Source organism: Ructibacterium sp. SJQ-7 (assembly GCF_054696575.1).
The window spans coordinates 869,631-890,813 of sequence record NZ_CP195193.1 but is presented as its reverse complement, the minus strand read 5'-3'; the positions used below and the strand labels follow the sequence as shown (position 1 = coordinate 890,813).

Below are 21,183 nucleotides of genomic sequence, written 5' to 3'. Positions count from 1 at the left end.
AAATTTCAAATAAGGCTTAAAAAGTACATCGAAATTCGATGTACTTTTTTGTATGTCGAAAAGGAGTTTTATATGGGGTAATTGATAATGCAGTTCAATGGGCGACAGATATTGCAAATGATGACAGTCACGGTTACAGTTAATCGGTGAGATGGAGACTGCATTATGATTGTTCTTCTTTTGTTATAACGGCATATCAAAATTCGGGAGTGCCTGTTAAAGATAATGGCACGACATATACAAGAAAAATTAAAATCGCTTATTCACGAAGTACAACACGCAATACAAGTGAAAGAGGGATTTGCAGTCGGTGAAAGTCCTGCTAACGAAAACAGAAACCAAAGCACAGGAGAAATTGAGGCTGACGATGTTAAGGCAAGACAAAGTATGAACAAAGAAGAACGGCTTAATACATTCCCTGAAAGTATGAAACCTAATCAAAATGCGGACGTTGTATTTTGGGAGAATGTGAAATGTACAAACAAAACAAAGTTTTCGTTAAAGGATAATTCAGACAATGAAAACTCTAATATAGACGAAAAAGATGTTGCGGCGATACAATCAATAGGGCAACTAAATTTAAAAGAAAGAGGAATTATTAATCAGTATACATATAATAAATTAGCTCAAAAAGCTGATATGCCGGTTACAAAATTGGCGGAAGATTTGCCAATAAATTCAGATGGCAAGATTAATAGAGCGGATATACTTGCAAAGACAATGAACAATGTAAGGGATAAAAATAATTCACATAATACAGAGAATACATCTTTTATTTATGTAAAAGATATAGACAAAAATATCTTTGTGGGGAAATACGCTTTAAGATATGGACTTATGAGAAATTCAAAAGATACGGCTAAAGTAACCACTAAAATTGGGGATGTATTAGAAAATGCTATAAAGGTGAATGGACTGAAACCGAGAAATAATACGCTTGGTGGGTATGTGTTAATGGGGATAGGAATAGATGATAAAGGTAACTACTATCCTACAAGAATAATCGTAAATAATTACGAAGTTCAAAAAATAGAACCTTTAGATGTTGTTTATGCGGTGAGAACAAAAAAGAAGAACCAGTCTCCTAACGGAGCAGGGTTCGCCTCAAAAGAAACTCCCCTATCTAAAGGTTCTTCCGAAACAAGCGTATCAGATTTTCTCGATATTGTCAAGGATAATTTCGCAGATACATTGCCTCAAGATATATTGGAAAAATATAATACAAAAAGACCTAAAAGTGCATTATCTGAAAGTGTCAAATATTCGATAAAAGAAAGCGATTATGACAAAATCGAAAATCGTCTTAGTGGCGACGATTTGCTAAATGCTTATGACACAATAGAAGAAATTCGGAATGTCGGTGGCAAGGTAGACGAAAACGGTTATGCTGTATGTGTATCATAACACTTCCAAAGACAATGCCGAAAACATTCGTAAAACAGGGGTAATGTCAGCAAAAGAGGACGGTATATTTGTATCGACAAAGCCAGACGGACAGTCTGAGTTTGACATATCAAGTGACATAAGATATAATGAAATTAAAGGTAAATCATTTTTGCTTATAGATGATAACTCTACAACAGGAAGAACATTTAAAGGGCTTGAAGGATTTATAGAAGATAACGGCGATAAAGTTGTTGGATATTATGCAATGACAACAGGGCAGGATATGTCCGAAAAAATGATTACTACAGACGAAACTTAGAAAAAAGTTGAACGAATAGGGATTGGAAAAATTAGGGGTTTTGCAGAAAGCGAGGGGATAAGACGTGAAATATCAAGAAACGGACTTACAGAAAGAGAAACACGAGAACTTATCAGACAGTACAGAAAGAAAGTTGACAAAAGAAGAACTAACAGCTTTCTGTCGAAGAAGGGAGGAACAAAGGCGGAAATTCAGAGAGTATATGAGAATGGTAGAAGGGACTCAGAAAAAGACAGAACACGAGGAAAATTCTTATTAAAGAGTTCAAATAGCAGTAACCTTGATACCGGTGAAAACAATACTGATAATGTGCAGATTGAAATTGACGGCAACGAAGATTTTATTGATAATCTAAGGGAGAAATTATATAATGAAGAAACAAAAAAAATTGACACAAGCACAGAAGGATTTACTGCGTGGGTTGAAGATATTCAGAGTGGACGAGGAGTGTATAATAGTAATAATGTTGATGACACAGAAAGCATTTCAAACAGAAATGATGATAGACTATATGATAAGTCACGAAAAAGCAACACAAGAAGAACTGCTATCCAAAGCAATGGAAATCAGCAAATTGAAGGGGAAATCTTATTAAAGGGCTTGAAGGATTTATAGAAGATAACGGCGGTAAAGTTGTTGGATATTATGCAATGACAACAGGGCAGGATATGTCCGAGAAAATGATTACTACAGATGAAACTTGGGAAAAACTTAAACAATTCGGAATTGAAAAGATTAGAAATTTTGCAGAAAGCGAGGGGATAAGACGTGAAATATCAAGAAACGGACTTACAGAAAGAGAAACACGAGAACTCATCAGGCAGTACAGAAAGAAAGTTGACAAAAGAGGAATTGACAGCTTTATGTCGAAGAATGAAGGAACACAGGCGGAGATTCAGAGAGTATATGAGAATGGTAGAAGGGACTCAGAAAAAGACAGAACACGAGGAAAATTCTCATTAAAGAACTTAAACAACGGTAGTTTTGACAAGGTCGAAAATAATACTACTAATGTGCAGATTAAATCCGACAATTTTAAAAATTGGTTTGGAGATTGGGAAAATGACCCGAGCAAAGCAAGCAAAGTTGTAAATGAGGACGGCACCCCTAAAGTAGTGTATGGAACACAAAACAATCTTACAATAGATAGTAACGCTGTGGTTTCTATATTCGGAAAAGATAATGCTATAACAAAACAACTAAAAAATGCTTTAATTGATGAAGCAAACAATAAAACAAGTATGTTTTATTGGAATAAAAAAGAAGCCTTATCTTTACTACAGAGACCAGGGCTCCGATTGCCCAACCCCCTGCCTCAAGATGGCTTCATACATAATATAACAGAAAAAAACTCGTCTGTCAAGCCTAAAATTAAAAATGCAACATATTCTCAACAATTTAAACGTTGGTTCGGCGATTGGGAAAACAATCCTAAAAAAGCAAGTAAGGTTGTTAATGAGGACGGCACCCCTAAAGCGGTGTATCACGGAACGGATAAGGGTGGCTTTTATGTGTTTGACCCTAAAATGTCTGACGATAAAATTTCATTGTTTTTTTTTGATAGCAAGGTGACATCAAATAGCTATGCTCAATCCGATAATCAGCAATTATACGAGGTTTATCTTGCAAAAAAAAAACCATATGTTATAGACGCAAAAGGACATATGTGGAATGAGTTAGACGACAAATATTGATTGTATTTATAAAAGCACTAAAAAAACCGCATAAACACTTGATATTCAAGCATTTATACGATTTTTTGTGATTTTAAAATTTGGTGACTCGTGAGGGAATCGAACCCTCGTTGCCGGCGTGAGAGGCCGGAGTCTTAACCGCTTGACCAACGAGCCATTAACAGATACTATAATACCACATTAATTTATATTTGTCAATAGAAAAATAGCGGATTTTGAAAAAATATCAAAATCCGCATAATAATCTTTTGGAGCTGTCGATATTTTTGTGACAGGCTCGATAGGTTTATCTGTAAAGTGGGTATTTATCGCAAAGAGCCTTAACTCTTGTCTTAACTTCTTCTTTATTATTTTCAAAGTCTTTGATTGTCATAGCGATAAGTTTACCGACTTCGACCATATCTTCTTCTTTAAAACCTCTTGAAGTTGAGGCAGGAGTACCGATTCTGATACCACTTGTAACGAACGGACTCTTTGTATCAAACGGAATTGCGTTTTTATTTACTGTAATACCGACTTCGTCAAGCATTTTTTCAGCTTCTTTACCTGTAACGCCTGTATCTGTAAGGTTTACAAGCATAAGGTGGTTATCAGTACCGCCGCTTACAAGTTTAAAGCCTTCTGCCATAAGTGTATCTGCAAGAACTGACGCATTTTTAACAACCTGTTCTGCGTATGTCTTAAAGCTTGGGTCAAGTGCTTCTTTAAAGCATACTGCCTTAGCTGCGATTGTGTGCATTAGAGGACCGCCTTGAATACCCGGGAAGATAGCCTTATTAATCTTAACAGCGATTTCTTCGTTATTTGTAAGAATAAGACCGCCGCGAGGACCTCTTAGAGTCTTGTGAGTTGTTGTAGTAACAACGTCTGCATACGGCATTGGTGACGGATGGCAACCTGCTGCAACAAGTCCTGCGATATGTGCCATATCAACCATAAAGTATGCACCGACTTCGCTTGCAATATCGGCAAATTTCTTGAAATCAATAATTCTTGGATAAGCTGACGCACCTGCAAGGATAAGTTTTGGCTTACATTCAAGTGCTATACGTCTTACTTCGTCATAATCTATTGTGTTAGTATCTTCTGTAACACCGTAAGGTACAATGTTAAAATACTTACCGGACATATTAACAGGACTTCCGTGACTAAGGTGACCGCCGTGAGCAAGGCTCATTGAAAGAACTGTGTCACCCGGTGTAAGAAGTGCAAAGAATACAGCCATATTAGCCTGAGCACCTGAGTGTGCCTGAACATTTGCATAGTCTGCACCGAATAATTCTTTTGCTCTTTCGATAGCAAGTGTTTCTACAACGTCAACGTGTTCGCAACCGCCGTAGTAACGTTTTCCCGGATAACCCTCTGCATATTTGTTTGTAAGCGGTGAGCCGTTAGCCTCCATAATTCTTTCCGATACAAAGTTTTCAGACGCAATAAGTTCAATTTTATTGTTCTGACGATTTGTTTCATCTTGAATTGCCGCATAAATTTCCGGATCAAAAGATTTCATCTTTTCGTATTTTTCCATTTTCCCATTTCCTTTCTTATAAAAAGTGTTGAGTTGAAAACAACTTTATGTAATATTATATATGTTATTTAATAAAAGTGCAAGTCTTTGTTGCAATTTTTTACGAAAAATTATATAATGTACTTATCAGAAAAATTGAATTGAGGTGATTTCTTTGACGAAGAAAGAACGTGTTTTGAAATTGCGAGAACTTTTGGACAAGGCATATCCCGATGTCAAATGTTCGCTTAATTACACAACACCGCTTGAAATGCTTATTGCCACTCAAATGTCGGCACAATGTACCGACGCAAGAGTTAATATAATTACCGAAACACTTTTTAAAAAGTATAGAAATGCAGAAGATTTTGCTAATGCGGATTATGACGAGCTTTGTGAAGATATAAAATCTGCGGGATTTTACCGTAATAAGGCAAAAAATATAATCTTGTGCTGTCAAAGGCTTATTGACGTTTACGGCGGGGAAGTGCCCGATACAATGGAGGACTTGACAAGTCTTGCCGGAACGGGCAGAAAAACAGCAAACCTTGTACTTGGCGATATATTCGGTAAGCCTGCTGTTGTGGTTGATACGCACTGTAAGCGGATTGCAAAGCGTATAGGTCTTACAACGAACGACGATCCTACAAAAGTCGAAATGGACTTGAAAAAGGTTGTACCGCCCGATTATCAGCTTAGAATGTGCCATCAGTTTGTGGCACACGGTCGTGCGGTATGTACGGCAAGAAACCCTAAATGTGCGGTATGTCCTATTAAGGAAGTTTGCAAAAGTGCGGGAAAATGCTGAATTGTTAAAAATAAAGCAGACAAAATCATAAACAATTTTGTCTGCTTTTGCATTTATTTTACTTTATATATCTGTATTGAATTTTCATCATATATTTTTTCAAACTGTGAAAGTGAATTGTAATTTATATTGAAATCCTGTTTTTCGTTGTTTCCTATATAAATATATGAAATGTTGTTTTCATCTGCAAATGACTTTAACTGTTGAGAAGAACCCTCATATGCTGTTTTTAATTCTTCACTTCTCTTAGTATATTCTTCTCCGAACCCGTGGAAATGCACATACAACGAAGAACCTACATATATTGTTCTTCCGGCAAGTGAAACTACAGGGTTAATGTGATTTGTACTTGTCATAAACACACCGTTTGCGTCGGTGTTGTCTTTAATATATTCAGAAACTTCAATATCAGCGGCACTATATGTCTGATACATTGCACCTGAGTGATATTCGCGGATAATTGTCATAACTCCTGACAGCGTAGCGGAAATAATAACCAATGCCGCAAGGAAACCACGTAAGTTGATACCTTTAAGTTTATTATAAATAAGTATAAGATATTCCGAAACAATGATTACCGCAATCATATATGCTATGTAGAACAGTTTGTTGTTATCATAATCGTTAGGCTGGAACAATATCAGTTCGGCGATTAAGAACAACAATCCGCAGCTAAGCACTAATTTTTTATTATCCTTTGATGTATTGAAAAACGCAGGGATAATGAACAAGAAAGGAATTCCCCAATTCTTGATATAGAACCATAAATACGGATCAGCCTCATTTACCCAGTTAAATGAATATCTTAGGAATGAACTGTTTCCCGAAGTTTGTGAGAATGTCCAGAAGAAAAGCTGTGGCATAGCAAGTACAAGGGTGATGCCTCCGAAGTATATCCAACGCATAATATAGCTTTTCTTGTCTTTTTCATCGTAAAGATAAAGGAAGAACATTCCGACACTTATAATTCCGAGTGCAAGCAATGAATGTGTGTGTATCATCGGCATACAGCCGGCGACAACTCCGAGAATAATGAAATAAGATGTCTTTTTATTCTTTACCGCATTTACAAGCATTTCAAGTTCAAACAGGATTACGCACCAACCAGCCATTGTTGTTCTTTGTGGTATAATCATATCGCAAATGACATTTGACCAACGTATATTGTGTTCATTATAGTTTGTCGGTGTCTGGTAGTATTCCGTAAAGAACTTTGTAAAGTTTGACGGGTCTTCTTTTGCACTCTCAAAGAAATACGCAAAACCAAATCCGCCGTTTAAGAAGAAGAACAATGTTGCAATGACAGATACGGTTGTACTCTTGGTAAGGGAGAATGAAAGAATGTAAAATCCCATTACTATACAAAGTGCAAATATAAAGCTTGGAATAAGTACGGCAATTCTAAGCGGACAACCGAACATATACAGGCTTGAAGAAAGCGAATCAATAAGGAACGGATAGTTTAATCTTGTTCCCGAAAGGAAACAGTATTCCGGCGGAAATGATTTTTGTTCGGCTATTGATGTAACAAATCCAAGGTGCATTTGTAAGTCACCGTATGTAGACTGTCCCGAACTTACAGCACCGTTGGCATAAGGTGCAAGGATATGGTTTACCATAAGCAAGCATATTAACAGTGTGACAGGTATAATCAAAAACAGAAAAATCTTATTTGATATAACCACGTTTTCTTTGCATAAAAGATGCTTTTTTAAATATACTGTTTTCTCAGAAAAAATACTTTGCACAACGTCTTTGTGCTTAATTCCCAACACAACTATCGGTATAATCGCCGCAATAAGTAAAAGTATGTGGCTTATGTATGTGAATTTAAAAATCAAGGCAAACGGAATAATTCCTGCCATAAGTATTATATTTCCGAAAACAAGTCCGGACCATAGTTTGTAATAAATATCTTTTTCTTTGAAGAACATCGAACTGTAAATAAATCCGATGATAAGAAAAAGCAAATAATAAATAACTCCTAACAATTAAATCACCTCTGTGTTTGTTTACATAATTTGATGAACTGTTATGTATCCGACAAGATATATGCCGAAACATACAGTCATAAGTACAATAATCGGAATTTCCGTTTCTTTATGACGTTCGGTAAATTCTGCTAAAATCCAATAAGCTGGGAATGAACACATAATATAACGACATATACTAAGCGGCCATGTTGCACCGGAATTGTACATAATGTAGAACAGCAAAAATGCTATATACATTAAGCGAGTGCGTCTTATTCCGTATGCAGCAGCTATTATAGCAATAAATACCGAAACTAAACCGGGTATAAAAATAGATACGGCTAAGCTTAGATCATCGCCAAAAGCATATCCTGACATAAGTTTAATTGTTTTACCGAAAAATTGAAGCCCTTGTGACCAATGCTCTTTTTGATATGTGAGAAATGCAAATGGATCACCTGTGACATTGTAATTAACCAAAAGGTAAATCAGTGTTCCTATTGGAATAAGTAATATAGGAATTACTTTCAATATATTTTTTGATAGTTCTTTAGTTTGTTTTTCTTTAATAAGCGATAAAGGTTTAACATCTTGTATCCACTCAATAGCGGCGGGTATAATCATAAGTACACCTACCGATCGGGTAAGTGAAGCAAAAATACCTAAAATACCGGCTATTAGATAATTGTGCTTTCGTATCGCAAGAAATGTAGCGATTATTATTAAGAAAAATGTACTTTCTGTAACTATACCGCCAAAGAAAAATGCAAATGGCGAAACAGAAAGAAAAATAATACTTTTCTTTGCTATTGATTTATTATAGTCTATTGCAACAAGGTTGTACATCAGCACACACCCGAATGAATATGCTAAAAATGATACGAGCAGTGCAGATATAATATAGTTTTGTATAATAAGTGTAAAAAATTTTATCAGTATAGGATAGAGCGGAAAGAATACAAGCATTAAGTATTGTCCGTCCTCAATATGATTGGCATATCCTTGTTGAGCAATTTCTATATAGTGAGGGGCATCCCATAAATTCCAAGAGTTACAGTAATCCATAAAACTCAACTGCGATTCGGAAAAAATACCTTTGGCAAGATATGCAACAATGAAAATTGCTACTCTAAATAGAAATGCAAAAATAAAAATTTTTAAATATTCTTTATTTGATATTTCTGATTTTTGAGTTACAGGCGATTTGTCAGTACAAATATATGAAAAAATTTTGTTGTTAGGTAAAGTTATTCCTAATTGCGATATGAATTTTATTAGAAATAATGCAGTTGTCAAAAAAAACAATATTGAAAAAATGACGCTTAATACCAAGTGATTAACCTCCTTTAGTTACATTTGTTTTACGAAATATGCCGAGCAAATAAAAGCTCGGCATATAAAAGTAAAATCGTATTCATCATACATTAAACCTAAACAAAACAATATCTCCGTCTTTCATAACGTAGTCTTTACCCTCACTTCTTACAAGACCTTTTTCCTTAGCGGCTGTCATACTTCCGCATTCCATAAGGTCGTCATAGTGAACAACTTCCGCACGAATAAATCCACGTTCAAAGTCTGTATGAATTTTACCTGCTGCCTGAGGTGCTTTTGTTCCTTTTGTAATAGTCCATGCACGAACTTCAGGTTCACCGGCTGTAAGGTAACTGATAAGACCAAGCAATGTGTAGCTTGCTTTGATAAGTCTGTCAAGACCTGATTCGCTCATATTAAGTTCTTCAAGGAACATTGCCTTTTCGTCGCCGTCAAGTTGAGAAATTTCTTCTTCTATTCTTGCACTTACAGGCATAACCTGTGAGCCTTCTTTTGCGGCAAGTTCTTTAACTCTGTTTACAAATTCGTTGTTTTCGATACCTTTTGAGAAATCGTCCTCCGCAACGTTTGCGGCATAGATAACAGGCTTCATTGAAATAAGCGAAATTTCTTTCATTATAGTCATTTCATCGTCTGTGTATTCAATACTTCTTGCAGGAAGTCCTTCTTCCAAAGTCGCTTTAACTCTTTCCAAAAGTGCAAGCTCTGTTGCAAGTGACTTGTCGCCCTTCATAGCTTTCTTTGTACGGTCAATTCTTCTCTCAATCATTTCAATATCAGAGAAAATAAGTTCAAGACTGATAGTTTCAATATCACGAATAGGGTCGATTGAACCGTCAACGTGAGTGATGTTTGCGTCCTCAAAACAACGTACAACGTGAACAATAGCGTCAACCTCGCGAATGTGAGATAAGAACTTGTTTCCAAGCCCCTCACCCTTTGAAGCACCTTTTACAAGACCGGCTATATCGACAAATTCGATATATGCGTGAGTAACCTTTTTCGGGTGATACATTTCTGCAAGTTTGTCAAGACGTTCGTCCGGAACGTCAACTATACCGACATTCGGCTCAATCGTACAGAACGGATAGTTTGCCGATTCTGCACCTGCCTGAGTTATTGCATTAAATAATGTTGATTTACCTACGTTAGGTAAGCCTACGATTCCAAGTTTCATTATGTTTTTCGTCCTTTCGTAGTGCCTGAAAATATATTCGACACCAATTTGTGAAAATTTTATGAATTTATTATATAACATTTAAAACATTTTCGCAATACTCTTTATTATTTTTTCGGTTTATGGTATAATAAATGTATCATAATTAAGATGAAAAAACAGGAGGACAAAATAATGGCTAACAATAAGGTACTTATAGTAGATGACGATGAACATATAGTAGAACTTATAAAACTTTATATGGACAAAGAGGGTTTTGATACCGTTACCGCAAACAACGGTAAAAAAGCCGTTGAACTTTTTAAGTCAGAGGCACCGGCTATTGTAATTCTTGATGTTATGATGCCTGAAATGGACGGATGGCAGGTGTGCCGTGAAATCAGACGCGTAAGTAATATTCCTATTATAATGCTTACCGCAAAAGGCGAAACATTTGATAAGGTGCTTGGTTTGGAACTCGGTGCGGACGATTATATGGTTAAGCCTTTTGAGCCGAAAGAACTTCTTGCAAGAGTTAAGGCTGTATTGAGAAGAAGTGATACAAAGGAATCAAATGCGGAAAAAGAAATTGTTTTCCCTAACCTTACAATAAACCTTTCAAACTACGAACTTAAAATAAACGGAAATATAGTTGAAGTGCCGCCGAAAGAACTTGAACTTTTGTATTTCCTTGCGTCAAACCCGAACAGAGTGTTCACGCGTGAACAGCTTTTGGAAGAGGTATGGGGATTTGATTATTTCGGTGATTCGCGTACAGTTGACGTTCATATAAAAAGACTTAGAGAAAAACTTGAGGGCGTTGAGGCAAATTGGCAGCTGAAAACCGTATGGGGCGTAGGTTATAAATTCGAGGTAAGATAATGTTTAAGAGTATTTTGGGACGTTTGTTTTGGACGTATGCTATAATACTTATGCTTGTTTTTACGTCGGTTGCGGTTACGGTCGGTATATTTGTAAATCATTTTGCAATAAGCACTCATATGAATAACGTTATAAGCGTATCGCAGAATTTGGAGTATTGGACAGGATCACTGCAAATAGAAGATACCGATTATCGTGCAAGAGCGGCATATAAACAGCTTTTAAGGTCGTGGGGCAGCTTTTTGAACTCGGATATTATAGTAACTAATTCAAACGGTGAAGTTTTGGAAAGTACAACAAGTTCCGCGACCATTCCGGACGAACTTGTACATATTGTAACAAACGGAAATATCGTAAAGAAATACAGCACATTAAACGGTTCGTATAAAAATAAAATGATGGTTATAGGTGTACCGATTAAATATCAGGGAGGTATTATCGGAGCGTCGTTTTATGTGACAGGCATTTTTGATATAAGAAAAACTACGCTTGAGTTGTTTATGATGGTTATTATTACATCACTGTTTTCTGTATTGGCAGCATTTGTACTTGTGTATATGCAGTCGAAGAAAATCTCAAAACCGATAGAGGAGATTAATAAGGCTGCAAGGGGAATTGCGTCAGGTAAGTTTGACAAACGTGTTGAGGTGACAAGTGCCGATGAAATAGGACAGCTTGCGTCAAGTTTTAACTTTATGGCGGATTCCATAGAGGCATTGGAGGATACAAGAAGTGAGTTTATAAGCGACGTATCGCATGAACTCAGAACTCCTATGACGAGTATTTCTGGATTTATCGAGGGCATTTTGGACGGTACAATTCCGCCCGAAAAAGAAAAGGAATACCTTAAAATCGTGCTTGACGAATCAAAACGTCTTACGAAAATGGTTAATGATATGCTTGAAATGTCAAAAATGTCGTCAAGCGAATATAAACTTGATGTGTCTGAATTTGATTTGAACGAGCTTACAAGAATTTGTATAATCGGTTTGTGTAACAGAATTGACGAGAAAAATCTTGAACTTAATGTTGATTTTGAAGATGACATTTTGAAAGTTATAGCAGATAAAGACGCGATAAAACGAGTTGTCATAAACTTGCTTGACAATGCGATAAAATTCAGTTATCCGAATACGACAATCGGTATAAGAACATGGATTGAGGACGGCAGAGCGAGATTTTGCGTAGGTAATTTCGGTGACGGAATAAGCGGTGCGGATTTGAGCAATATTTTCAATCGTTTCTATAAAACCGATAAGTCACGCGTAAATGAAAAGAGCGGTGCTGGACTGGGGTTGTCGTTTGTAAAAAATATTATGACATTGCATAAGCAAAACGTTTGGGTTGAAAGTGTTGATACAAAGGAAGGCTCAACGGTTAAATATACAAAATTCACGTTCACACTTGAACTTGCGTGATTTTGGTATTGACTGACAATGAAAATAGGTGTAAAATAGTATTATATGAATTTCAAGGAGGAAAAATTTAATGGCTGAATTACGTTGGAACCCACTAATAAAGGATTGGGTAATGATTGCATCACACCGTCAGAACAGACCTCAGATGCCAAAGGATTGGTGTCCGTTCTGTCCGGGTTCGGGAAAGGTTCCTGACCACTTTACAGTGTATGAATATGATAATGATTTCCCTGCACTTTCACAAAATCCGCCTGTACCGGATGATGTTGAAACAAGAATTTACAAGACAAAGCCGGCATACGGCAAGTGCGAAGTTATTTTGTACTCACCGGAGCATACTGTAACATTGCCGGAACTTCCTGTTGACCATATCAGAGAACTTGTTGATTTGTGGACAGAAAGATTTGTTGAAATAAGCAAGGACGAAAAGATTAAGTATGTATTTATTTTTGAAAATAGAGGTGACGTTGTAGGTGTTACAATGCCTCACCCTCACGGTCAGATTTACGGTTATTCTGTAATTCCGAAGAAATTACAGCTTGAAATGGAATCATGTAAGGAGCATTTTGACGAAACACATAACTGTCTAATCTGCGATATGCTTGAAGATGAAATGAACTGCGGTGACAGAATTATTATGGAAAACGAAGATTTCGTTACATTCCTGCCATTCTTCAGCGAATATCCTTACGGTATGTACATAGCTGCAAAGCGTCACGTACAGAATTTGTCACAGCTTACAGACAGTGAAAAGACAAATCTTGCAAAGATATTAAAGGAAACAACAGGTACATTCGACAGTTTGTTTGATTATAAGTTCCCTTATATGATGTGTATGTATCAAAACCCTGTAAACGGTGAAGATGTATCTGATTATTACCACTTCCATATCGCATTCTATCCGCCGATGAGAAGTGCAGATAAGATTAAATATAACGCATCTTCTGAAACAGGTGCTTGGGCTCACTGTAACACAACTGCTCCTGAAGCAATGGCTGTTGAACTTAGAGCGGCACATGAAAAGTTTCTTAAGAAAATGAACGGCTAAACCGAAAGAGTCTGTCGACAATTTGATATGCACCCCAAAAGTTAGACACTTTTGGAGGTGCATATTTTTATGGCAAAGAAAGGGCAAAAATATAGAAAACACTCGCCAGAATTCAAACTATCTGTTATAATGGATATGCGAGAAAACCATTTGGGTATAATGGAAACAGAGAGAAAATACGATGTTAAACATGATGTAATATCGAAATGGGAACGCATATTCTTGGAAGAAGGAGCCGAAGGTCTGATGAAAGAAAGACGAGGTAGAGCCAGTAAAGTAGATGGAATAGCAAAAGGTCGTCCACCCAAACTTGATAAGAAAATTGAAGAAGATTTAATTGCCGAAAATCAGCGATTAAGAATGGAGAATGAATACTTAAAAAAACTCAGTGCCTTAGTTCGGAAAAGAATGTTAAAAGAAGAGAAAAAGCAGCAATAGTCAATGAATTAAGGCAAAAATATCCGTTAAAAGACTTGCTGCAATTATCAGGTTTAGCCCGTAGTACCTTTTATTACTATATACAACATCCAATCAAAGATAAATACAAGAAAGAGAAACAAGAAATACTATATATATTTTTAGCTAATAAAGGCAGATACGGCTACCGCAGAATCTTAATTGTATTAAGACAAAAAGGATATACAATTAACCATAAAACTGTGTTGAAACTGATGAAAGAACTTAATCTCAAAGGAAAACAACGCAAAAACAGTAAATATCGTTCATACAAAGGAGAAATCGGCAAAATAGCCGACAACTTACTTAAAAGAGAATTTACAGCTACAAAACCTTTTGAAAAACTAGCAACTGATGTAACTGAATTTAAAGTGTGTAATGATAAAGTATATTTGTCACCTGTAATGGATTTGTATAATCGAGAAATTGTGTCATACTCAATTTCATTAAGTCCAAATTTGCAGCAAATTAGAGAAATGCTTGATGGTTTATTCAAAAAGCTGCCCGCTAATGCGAAACCATTATTCCATTCTGACCAAGGTTGGCAATACCAACATTCGGAATATCAACGTTTACTGTCAGAACACAATATTGTACAAAGTATGTCTAGAAAAGGAAATTGTATGGACAACGGTGCGATGGAAAACTTCTTCGGAAGATTGAAAGTTGAAATGTTTTATGGTGAAAAATTTGAAAGTGTCAAAGCTTTCATAGATGAATTAAAAAGATATATTGATTATTACAACAATGAAAGAATTTCTTTAAAGCTAAAAGGAATGAGTCCGGTACAATACCGAACTCATTCACAAGCAAGTTAATATTTAATTTTGTCTAAATTTTGGGGTTCACTTCAATTTATCGACAGACTCATTTTTTTGTTTAAAAAGTGTCACATACACAAAAAGTCGGTTTATAACCGATAGTGTTTTCAAAATCGCTTTTAATCATATTTATTGCATAATCGACCTTATCTTCTTCAACGATTGCCCAAATACCTTTATCCTGACATCTTGCGGCGGCTATGCCGTCTGTGTTGCGTGCAGTATTTGCAAGGAATTTATGTTCTGTGCCAATATCCCAAAAACGTTCCATGGATTGTTCCGAATTGTTTATTTCGCGGAAAAGTGTTTTTATATCACATCGTTTTAATGCGGCGGAAACGGTATTAATGCGTGTATTTTCGGTGGATAGGTGATACATATATTTAGCCGCTTTGCTGTTTTTAAACGATGATTTTGCGGTGCTCAGTATTTCGGGCGTCAAGTCTGATATTGAATTGATGTGAGGGTATAATCTTCGTATTTCGGACATAGCATATTTAATGTGCTTTGAATGGTTGCTTAACGGTTCTGTGCAGTGTGCGGTAAGAATTTTGTAGCCGGAAAGCGGCAACGGCAGGTTTTTCGGCTCACCACTGTTCATAAGTGTACAGTAGCCTTTTTTAGAAAAAAGTACGGCGAGATAAGGCGTTAAATCGTCGTTTAATGCACATATTGCGGCGGTTTCAAGAGGGGTGAGTTCTATATCACTTACTTGCATAAGTGATTTTATCAGTGTAGCCGAAAAAGCGTGTTTTGAGGATATAAAATTCGGTATTGTGTTATTGTACAGTATTTCCGCACCTTTTAAACCGCTGTTTTCAAGTGCGTGTATTAACTCGGCAAAGAATTTTGTTTTGCCTTTAAAAAGGTCTGTGGACGTGCCGAAAGGGTATTGCAGACATTTGTCTGTGGTGGTGCTTTCAATTTTTACATAGTTGCCGCCGCTTTTTCGTGCGAACATTTCAACTCGCATTGATAATGTACAGCATAACGACGGTGCAGTGGGTATATCTGTGTGTCCGAGAAGCGTGCATAATGCACCGTATGAGGTGTAGTGAAGAAATTTGCCTGATGTTTCGTACCGCTTGTAAAAGTCCTCTTTTAAAGTGAGAAAATTCAAAAAAATCACTCCTTTTTATTAGCTTGCCCATAATTTTGAATTAAATTCATTGTTGATTGAAGTGAGAGTGCGTAGGGGGCGACAGATGGTCGCCGGTACGAAGCATATGTGATTGGTGTAACTCTAACGTCAATATTCATATATTTCCGTTTGTATGCGGTACAATTAGTGTTAAAATCCCAATACAGCTTGACAATTCACTCAAAAAAAGTTATAATAGTTAAATCGTAAGTGAAAATAAGAGAGGAATGACATAAAATGGCTGATGAAAAGGAATTTGTTTTAACACGAGAAGGTAAATTGGAACTTGAAAACGAACTTGATACTTTAAAGAATGTCACAAGAAAAGAAGTATCCGAAAAAATTAAAGAGGCTCGTTCATTTGGTGACCTTTCGGAAAATGCCGAATATGATGAAGCAAAAAATGAACAGGCAGAAGTAGAGGCAAGAATTAACGAAATCGAATATATGCTTAAATATGCAAGAGTTATTGACGATGAAGAAATCAAGTCAGACGTTGTAACTCCGGGTTCAAAGGTTGTTCTTGCAATATTCGGCGGTGAAGAAAAGTACACAATCGTCGGTTCAACAGAGGCTGATCCTTACAAGAACAAGCTGTCATACGAATCACCTATCGGTGCGGCTTGTCTTAACAGAGCGGCAGGCGAAACTGTAAAGGCAAACACTCCGGGCGGTGAGATTGAATTTAAAATTCTTTCTATTGAAAAATAATCAAAAAATAATTTAATAAGAAATTTAAGTGCGGTATTTGAATACCGCACTGTTTTTTTGCATAAATTTTCTTAGGGGGTGAGGCTATGAGGAATATACGGAATATTTTAAGCGTCGTATGCGGTTATGTGGCGGCGGTTATCGGTGCGGGTTTTGCGTCGGGACAGGAGATTATAAGCTTTTTTGTGAAATACGGAAAATACAGCATTATAGGTGTATTGCTTTCGTGTATTATTTTTTCGGTGTTTGCGTATGCGGTTTTATCGGTGTGTGTAGAAAAAAATATAGAAACTTATTCGGATTATCTGAACAATTTTTTTAGATATAATATAAGAAAAATTGTCGAAATTATAACTTTACTTTTTGCAATATCCACAGTATGCGTTATGACGGCGTGTGCAGGGGAAATGTTTTTTATATTGTTCGGAATTAAAAAAATATTCGGCGCAATTATTTTTAATGCAGTATGCGGAATGATATTTTTTATGAACAATAAAAAAATTATGGGGATAAATTCGATTTTGGGTGCAATAATAATTTTCGGTATCATTTTTTGTTGTTTCTATATATTGAGATTTCGAGAACATCAAGTTTTTTCAAATGAAGTTAAAATGACTGTTTCAAGTATTTCATATGCCGGATACAATCTTATAACAACAGGTGCAATTCTTGCGGGTATGAGCCGTTTTTTGCAGGACAGGAAAGATGCGGCACTGGCAAGCGTTATGTCCGGAGTGGTGCTGTTTGTTATGATGTTACTTATATGGACTGTGCTTGAAATATATTACGGCAAAATAAATCTCGGAGAAATACCTATGCTCACAATGGCTCTCAGACAAAACAAAGTGTTTGGGGCGATTTACGGAACAATGCTTTTCTTTGCGGTCATTACCACAGATGTATCAAACAGATTTAACGTACTTGACATAGCAAGCAGAAAAATAGGGAAGAATGTTGTTGTATTCTTTATGACTGTAATTGCGGTTGCTATGAGCGGTGCGGGTTTTTCTAAAATTATAAATACAGCTTACAGACTTTGCGGTTACGGCGGATTGGTGCTTGTTTTCTATGTTATTTATAATTTTATAAAAAATATGAATAAAGTAGAAAATGAACGTAAAAATGAGAATACAAAAGTAAAATAAGCAAAAAAGGAATATAATCGACTGTAATCGAGGTTTACAAAACTAAATATCTTTGCTATTATATACAAGTCGTTTGGCGAGAGCGAAACGGCAGAGAACATACGTCGGGATGTAGCGCAGTTTGGTAGCGCATCTGGTTTGGGACCAGAGGGCCGCAGGTTCGAATCCTGTCATCCCGACCAAAAAGTATGGGAGTTTAGCTCAGCTGGGAGAGCGTCTGCCTTACAAGCAGGATGTCACAGGTTCGAGCCCTGTAACTCCCACCACTTTTTAAATAATGTTCTTAAATATGATGCTGGTGTAGCTCAATTGGTAGAGCAGCTGATTTGTAATCAGCAGGTCGCGGGTTCGAGTCCCATCACCAGCTCCACAAACAGGGATAAGCTTTTGTTTATCCCTAACACATGGGAGAGTTCCCGAGCGGCCAAAGGGGGCAGACTGTAAATCTGTTGTCTTCGACTTCGATGGTTCGAATCCATCCTCTCCCACCAAAAACCACTTCATATAAAGTGGTTTTTTTACCCCTAAGGGGTAGGGATAAAATTTAATATGCTGGTGTAGCTCAATTGGTAGAGCAGCTGATTTGTAATCAGCAGGTCGCGGGTTCGAGTCCCATCACCAGCTCCATAAAAAGGGATAAACTTTCGGGTTTATCCCTCATAGTTTGGGAGAGTTCCCGAGCGGCCAAAGGGGGCAGACTGTAAATCTGTTGTCTTCGACTTCGATGGTTCGAATCCATCCTCTCCCACCACATCAGAGCAAGCTGTATACAGCTTGCTCTGATTTTTTGTATAATATTGTTTTGAACGTTTTTGAACGGAATATTTGATATTTTTCTTTGATTTGGTTTCGCAAATTTGGTGTATTTTTGAATGCAAAATAAAACAAAATTTTTTGTAACAATTTGTAACAACTTCTTAAATCATTTAAACAATTTTGTAAGTCTGTTGTTGTTGTAATAAATATTCATACGGCGTATAATAGACTTATAAAGAGAACAGGAAATGAATGAAAGGGAGTGTCAAATATGAAGAAGAAAATGTTAGTTGCGGCGCTTATGCTTATAGTTATGATGACTCAAATCAGTGCATTCGCTTCATCATATGCGACATATGCCGTTCATAATGAGAAAGCTGTTCTGAAAGCTGCGGATAATCTCGGCGAATATGCTGTAATACCAAAGGAACTTGAAGGTGTGACGGTAGAGGGAATTGGAGCGGATGCCTTTAAAAACAACAAAGAGTTGAAAGGTATAGAAATTCCCGAAACAGTGTCATATATCGAATGGGGAGCATTTGAAGGTTGCGATAATCTTACTGATATAAATATACCTCAAAATGTGATGAAGATTGAAGATATGACATTTGCTGACTGCACAAGCCTTGAAAACATCAAGTTACCCGAAAAATTACAGGAAATCGGAGTGAAAGCATTTTCAAATACAGATTTAAAGGAAATCGTAATTCCTGACGGCACGAAAGCCATAGATATAAAAGCATTTGAAAATTGCAAAAATCTTAAAACCGTAGTTTTGCCAAAGAGCGTTGAATACATTGCTGTCGGAGCGTTTGACGGCTGTGAAAAAGTCAACGTGAAATGTGTAAAAGGCACATATGCCGAAGAATATCTGAAAGCTAACAAAATTTCATATATTGCACATTAGTATAAAAATTTAATATGGGTTAATAATTAAAGGGTGGTATGGAAATATCACCCTTTTTGCGTGCTGATGAATTATCTGAAATGCAATTTGACTTTTGGATATGTATGTAAAGTTTACAAATAGTTTAAAAACATAAAGTGTTTTTTCTATTGACGAGAGTAAGTTTGAATGGTATAATTAAAATATATTGTATTTTTTTGAAACATAGATGAATATTTTTGGAGGTTACAGAGTGAAAGTTAAATTTAATGTAAAAAGATATTTTCAAGTGCTTGGAATATCACTCGCAGTGATTATTGCCGTGGCAGCTGTCTGTATGGGAATTGACTTTTCGGGCTCAAACAATGAGGAAGCAGTGGACAACACTTCGACTGTTGAGGCGGCAGACGGAAAGATAAACGTTTTACTTATGGGTGTTGACGTTGACGGCTTGAGAACAGACGCAATAATGCTTGCAAGTTTTGATACCGAAACAAAAGAGGTGAATATGCTCTCAATTCCTCGTGATACAAAAATGTATATAGGAAACCGTTATCAAAAAATTAACGCCGCACACGCATTTGTGGATGAAAGCGGAGAAATCGGCGGTGCGACAGCAACTTGTGAGGCGGTAACGAGAATAACGGGTATTCCGATAAATTACTATGTTGATTTCAGCTTTGACGCTGTTGCTCACGTTATAGACGAACTTGGTCCTATTGAATTTACAATTCCGGATCTTTACGGCGACGGTGTAGGTATGGTATATGATGACCCTGTACAGAGTCTGCATATAAATCTTCCGCCGGGAGATTATCAGATGAACGGTCAGCAGGCTGTATGGCTTATGCGTTACAGACACGGTAATGTCAATCCGTCAACCGGTGTATTTAAAGGTTATGTAAACGGTGACAGTGACAGAGTTGAAATGCAGCAGAAATTCCTGAAAGCTGTTGTAGACCAAAAGGTTAATGCATCTTTGATTTTGAAAATTCCTTCAATATTCAAGGATATAAGCTCTGAAATTAAGACAAACTTTACAGTAAGTGAAGTTATTAAGTATTCAAAATATTTGGCTGATTTCTCAAGCGTGAATATTCATTCGTATTCATTGCCTGGTGAATATAGTTCAGATTCAGCGAACGGCGACGTTTGGATACCTAATATGGACGAAATCAGAACGATGGTACAAGATGTGTTCGGTTATCCTGCAGATAATATCACAACGGACAATCCTAAAAATGCTACAAGAGAGAGCGGTAGTTCTTCATCAAGCGGTATATCTTCAAGCTCGTCAAACACTTCGAATTCATCAAATTCATCAAATTCATCGAACTCAAAAAGCAGAAGTTCAAATTCATCATACAGTTCATCGGGAACTTCGGGTTCATCAAGCTCAGGTACCTCAAACAGTTCATCAAGCTCATCATCCGGTTCATCAAACTCATCATCCGGTTCGTCATCAAATCATGAAACGACCGAAGAAAGTACGGGAACATCAAGTTCTTCTCACGAGAGTACAGGCGAAAGATATGAATCAAGCGAAGAATCAAGTGGTGAATCTTCGAGTTCTGAATACAGTAGCAGTGAAAGCAATGACGGCAGCGATGAATAATAAAGATAAAATCACAAAAAAGTCTTGAAATTGTTGGATTTATGTGATATAATATCTTTTAAAGAGGAATATACTATATTCAGAAAGAGTGGGTTTACCCACTCTTTCATATTTATATGAAAAGAT

General features: G+C 36.6%; 20 protein-coding genes and 7 tRNA genes. 21 read left to right on the top strand and 6 right to left on the bottom strand.

The window, feature by feature from the left end; translation table 11 throughout:
- Nucleotides 1-225: 225 nt before the first annotated feature.
- The 5 genes from ACSAMO_RS03930 (at nt 226) to ACSAMO_RS03910 (ending at nt 3,399) form a co-directional block, all read left to right on the top strand.
- Nucleotides 226-1,404, top strand: coding sequence for a hypothetical protein (locus ACSAMO_RS03930; protein WP_482489510.1), 1,179 nt, complete (start codon nt 226-228; stop codon nt 1,402-1,404).
- The gene (locus tag ACSAMO_RS03925) at nt 1,385-1,705 is read left to right on the top strand and encodes a hypothetical protein (protein WP_499209887.1); all 321 of its coding nucleotides are present in this window, start codon (nt 1,385-1,387) and stop codon (nt 1,703-1,705) included. Before ACSAMO_RS03930 ends, ACSAMO_RS03925 begins: the two co-directional genes overlap by 20 nt.
- 64 nt (nt 1,706-1,769) lie before the next feature.
- A complete protein-coding gene (locus tag ACSAMO_RS03920; protein ID WP_499209886.1) occupies nt 1,770-1,964 on the top strand; it encodes a hypothetical protein in 195 nt (64 codons plus the stop codon).
- Nucleotides 1,965-2,075: 111 nt separating this feature from the next.
- Nucleotides 2,076-2,300: a hypothetical protein gene (locus tag ACSAMO_RS03915; RefSeq protein WP_499209885.1), complete on the top strand. Its 225-nt coding sequence runs from the start codon at nt 2,076-2,078 to the stop codon at nt 2,298-2,300.
- A gap of 73 nt (nt 2,301-2,373) precedes the next feature.
- Nucleotides 2,374-3,399 (top strand): ADP-ribosyltransferase-containing protein, encoded by a 1,026-nt coding sequence (locus ACSAMO_RS03910; protein WP_499209884.1) that lies wholly within the window; start codon nt 2,374-2,376, stop codon nt 3,397-3,399.
- A gap of 81 nt (nt 3,400-3,480) precedes the next feature.
- On the opposite strand, the gene ACSAMO_RS03905 is transcribed toward ACSAMO_RS03910, so the two are convergent.
- Together ACSAMO_RS03905 and glyA are read right to left on the bottom strand one after the other, a co-directional pair.
- Nucleotides 3,481-3,555, bottom strand: a tRNA-Glu gene (locus ACSAMO_RS03905).
- 130 nt (nt 3,556-3,685) lie between these two features.
- Nucleotides 3,686-4,927, bottom strand: coding sequence for a serine hydroxymethyltransferase (gene glyA / locus ACSAMO_RS03900; protein WP_308457015.1), 1,242 nt, complete (start codon nt 4,925-4,927; stop codon nt 3,686-3,688).
- Between the two features lie 145 nt (nt 4,928-5,072).
- Between glyA and nth the strand changes: the two genes are divergently transcribed.
- Nucleotides 5,073-5,714 (top strand): endonuclease III, encoded by a 642-nt coding sequence (gene nth, locus ACSAMO_RS03895; protein ID WP_499209883.1) that lies wholly within the window; start codon nt 5,073-5,075, stop codon nt 5,712-5,714.
- Nucleotides 5,715-5,767: 53 nt separating this feature from the next.
- Here nth and ACSAMO_RS03890 read toward each other — a convergent pair whose 3' ends face one another.
- From ACSAMO_RS03890 to ychF, 3 genes are all read right to left on the bottom strand, one after another.
- Nucleotides 5,768-7,705 carry a hypothetical protein gene (locus tag ACSAMO_RS03890; RefSeq protein WP_499209882.1) on the bottom strand — a complete coding sequence of 646 codons (1,938 nt, stop codon included), beginning with the start codon at nt 7,703-7,705 and terminating at the stop codon, nt 5,768-5,770.
- A gap of 21 nt (nt 7,706-7,726) precedes the next feature.
- Complete coding sequence (locus tag ACSAMO_RS03885; RefSeq protein ID WP_337871064.1) at nt 7,727-9,019, bottom strand: glycosyltransferase family 39 protein; 1,293 nt, start codon at nt 9,017-9,019, stop codon at nt 7,727-7,729.
- 85 nt (nt 9,020-9,104) lie between these two features.
- Nucleotides 9,105-10,199 (bottom strand): redox-regulated ATPase YchF, encoded by a 1,095-nt coding sequence (gene ychF / locus ACSAMO_RS03880; protein WP_117964965.1) that lies wholly within the window; start codon nt 10,197-10,199, stop codon nt 9,105-9,107.
- A 174-nt stretch (nt 10,200-10,373) separates the two neighbouring features.
- On the opposite strand from ychF, the gene ACSAMO_RS03875 reads away from it, so the two are divergent.
- From ACSAMO_RS03875 to ACSAMO_RS03855, 5 genes are all read left to right on the top strand, one after another.
- Nucleotides 10,374-11,060, top strand: a complete 687-nt coding sequence (locus ACSAMO_RS03875; RefSeq protein WP_022230132.1) for a response regulator transcription factor — start codon at nt 10,374-10,376, stop codon at nt 11,058-11,060.
- Nucleotides 11,060-12,478, top strand: coding sequence for a HAMP domain-containing sensor histidine kinase (locus tag ACSAMO_RS03870; RefSeq protein ID WP_499209881.1), 1,419 nt, complete (start codon nt 11,060-11,062; stop codon nt 12,476-12,478). The genes ACSAMO_RS03875 and ACSAMO_RS03870 overlap by 1 nt, the downstream gene beginning before the upstream one ends.
- A 70-nt stretch (nt 12,479-12,548) precedes the next feature.
- On the top strand, nt 12,549-13,526 hold the full coding sequence (galT, locus tag ACSAMO_RS03865) for a galactose-1-phosphate uridylyltransferase (protein ID WP_022230134.1): 978 nt from the start codon (nt 12,549-12,551) through the stop codon (nt 13,524-13,526).
- A gap of 69 nt (nt 13,527-13,595) precedes the next feature.
- Nucleotides 13,596-13,964 (top strand): helix-turn-helix domain-containing protein, encoded by a 369-nt coding sequence (locus ACSAMO_RS03860; RefSeq protein WP_176813169.1) that lies wholly within the window; start codon nt 13,596-13,598, stop codon nt 13,962-13,964.
- Nucleotides 13,898-14,800, top strand: a complete 903-nt coding sequence (locus tag ACSAMO_RS03855) for an IS3 family transposase (RefSeq protein WP_176813171.1) — start codon at nt 13,898-13,900, stop codon at nt 14,798-14,800. The genes ACSAMO_RS03860 and ACSAMO_RS03855 overlap by 67 nt, the downstream gene beginning before the upstream one ends.
- 61 nt (nt 14,801-14,861) lie before the next feature.
- On the opposite strand, the gene ACSAMO_RS03850 is transcribed toward ACSAMO_RS03855, so the two are convergent.
- Nucleotides 14,862-15,923, bottom strand: a complete 1,062-nt coding sequence (locus ACSAMO_RS03850) for a hypothetical protein (RefSeq protein ID WP_499209880.1) — start codon at nt 15,921-15,923, stop codon at nt 14,862-14,864.
- A gap of 258 nt (nt 15,924-16,181) precedes the next feature.
- Here ACSAMO_RS03850 and greA point away from each other — a divergent pair, with 258 nt between their 5' ends.
- The 10 genes from greA to ACSAMO_RS03800 all read left to right on the top strand — a co-directional run bounded on the left by greA (nt 16,182) and on the right by ACSAMO_RS03800 (nt 21,057).
- Nucleotides 16,182-16,655: a transcription elongation factor GreA gene (greA, locus tag ACSAMO_RS03845; protein ID WP_022230136.1), complete on the top strand. Its 474-nt coding sequence runs from the start codon at nt 16,182-16,184 to the stop codon at nt 16,653-16,655.
- A gap of 86 nt (nt 16,656-16,741) precedes the next feature.
- Nucleotides 16,742-17,800 (top strand): YkvI family membrane protein, encoded by a 1,059-nt coding sequence (locus ACSAMO_RS03840; RefSeq protein WP_482489494.1) that lies wholly within the window; start codon nt 16,742-16,744, stop codon nt 17,798-17,800.
- Nucleotides 17,801-17,905: 105 nt separating this feature from the next.
- Nucleotides 17,906-17,982 (top strand) — tRNA-Pro (locus ACSAMO_RS03835).
- Nucleotides 17,983-17,990: 8 nt separating this feature from the next.
- Nucleotides 17,991-18,066 (top strand) — tRNA-Val (locus ACSAMO_RS03830).
- A 28-nt stretch (nt 18,067-18,094) separates the two neighbouring features.
- Nucleotides 18,095-18,170: transfer RNA gene (locus ACSAMO_RS03825), tRNA-Thr, on the top strand.
- Nucleotides 18,171-18,206: 36 nt separating this feature from the next.
- Nucleotides 18,207-18,291, top strand: a tRNA-Tyr gene (locus tag ACSAMO_RS03820).
- Nucleotides 18,292-18,351: 60 nt separating this feature from the next.
- A tRNA-Thr gene (locus tag ACSAMO_RS03815) sits at nt 18,352-18,427 on the top strand.
- A 39-nt stretch (nt 18,428-18,466) separates the two neighbouring features.
- Nucleotides 18,467-18,551, top strand: a tRNA-Tyr gene (locus tag ACSAMO_RS03810).
- 276 nt (nt 18,552-18,827) lie between these two features.
- Entirely contained in the window at nt 18,828-19,463 is a 636-nt protein-coding gene (locus ACSAMO_RS03805) for a leucine-rich repeat domain-containing protein (protein WP_118445875.1), read from the top strand.
- Nucleotides 19,464-19,695: 232 nt separating this feature from the next.
- Nucleotides 19,696-21,057, top strand: a complete 1,362-nt coding sequence (locus ACSAMO_RS03800) for an LCP family protein (protein ID WP_482489492.1) — start codon at nt 19,696-19,698, stop codon at nt 21,055-21,057.
- The last annotated feature ends 126 nt before the right edge of the window (nt 21,058-21,183 follow it).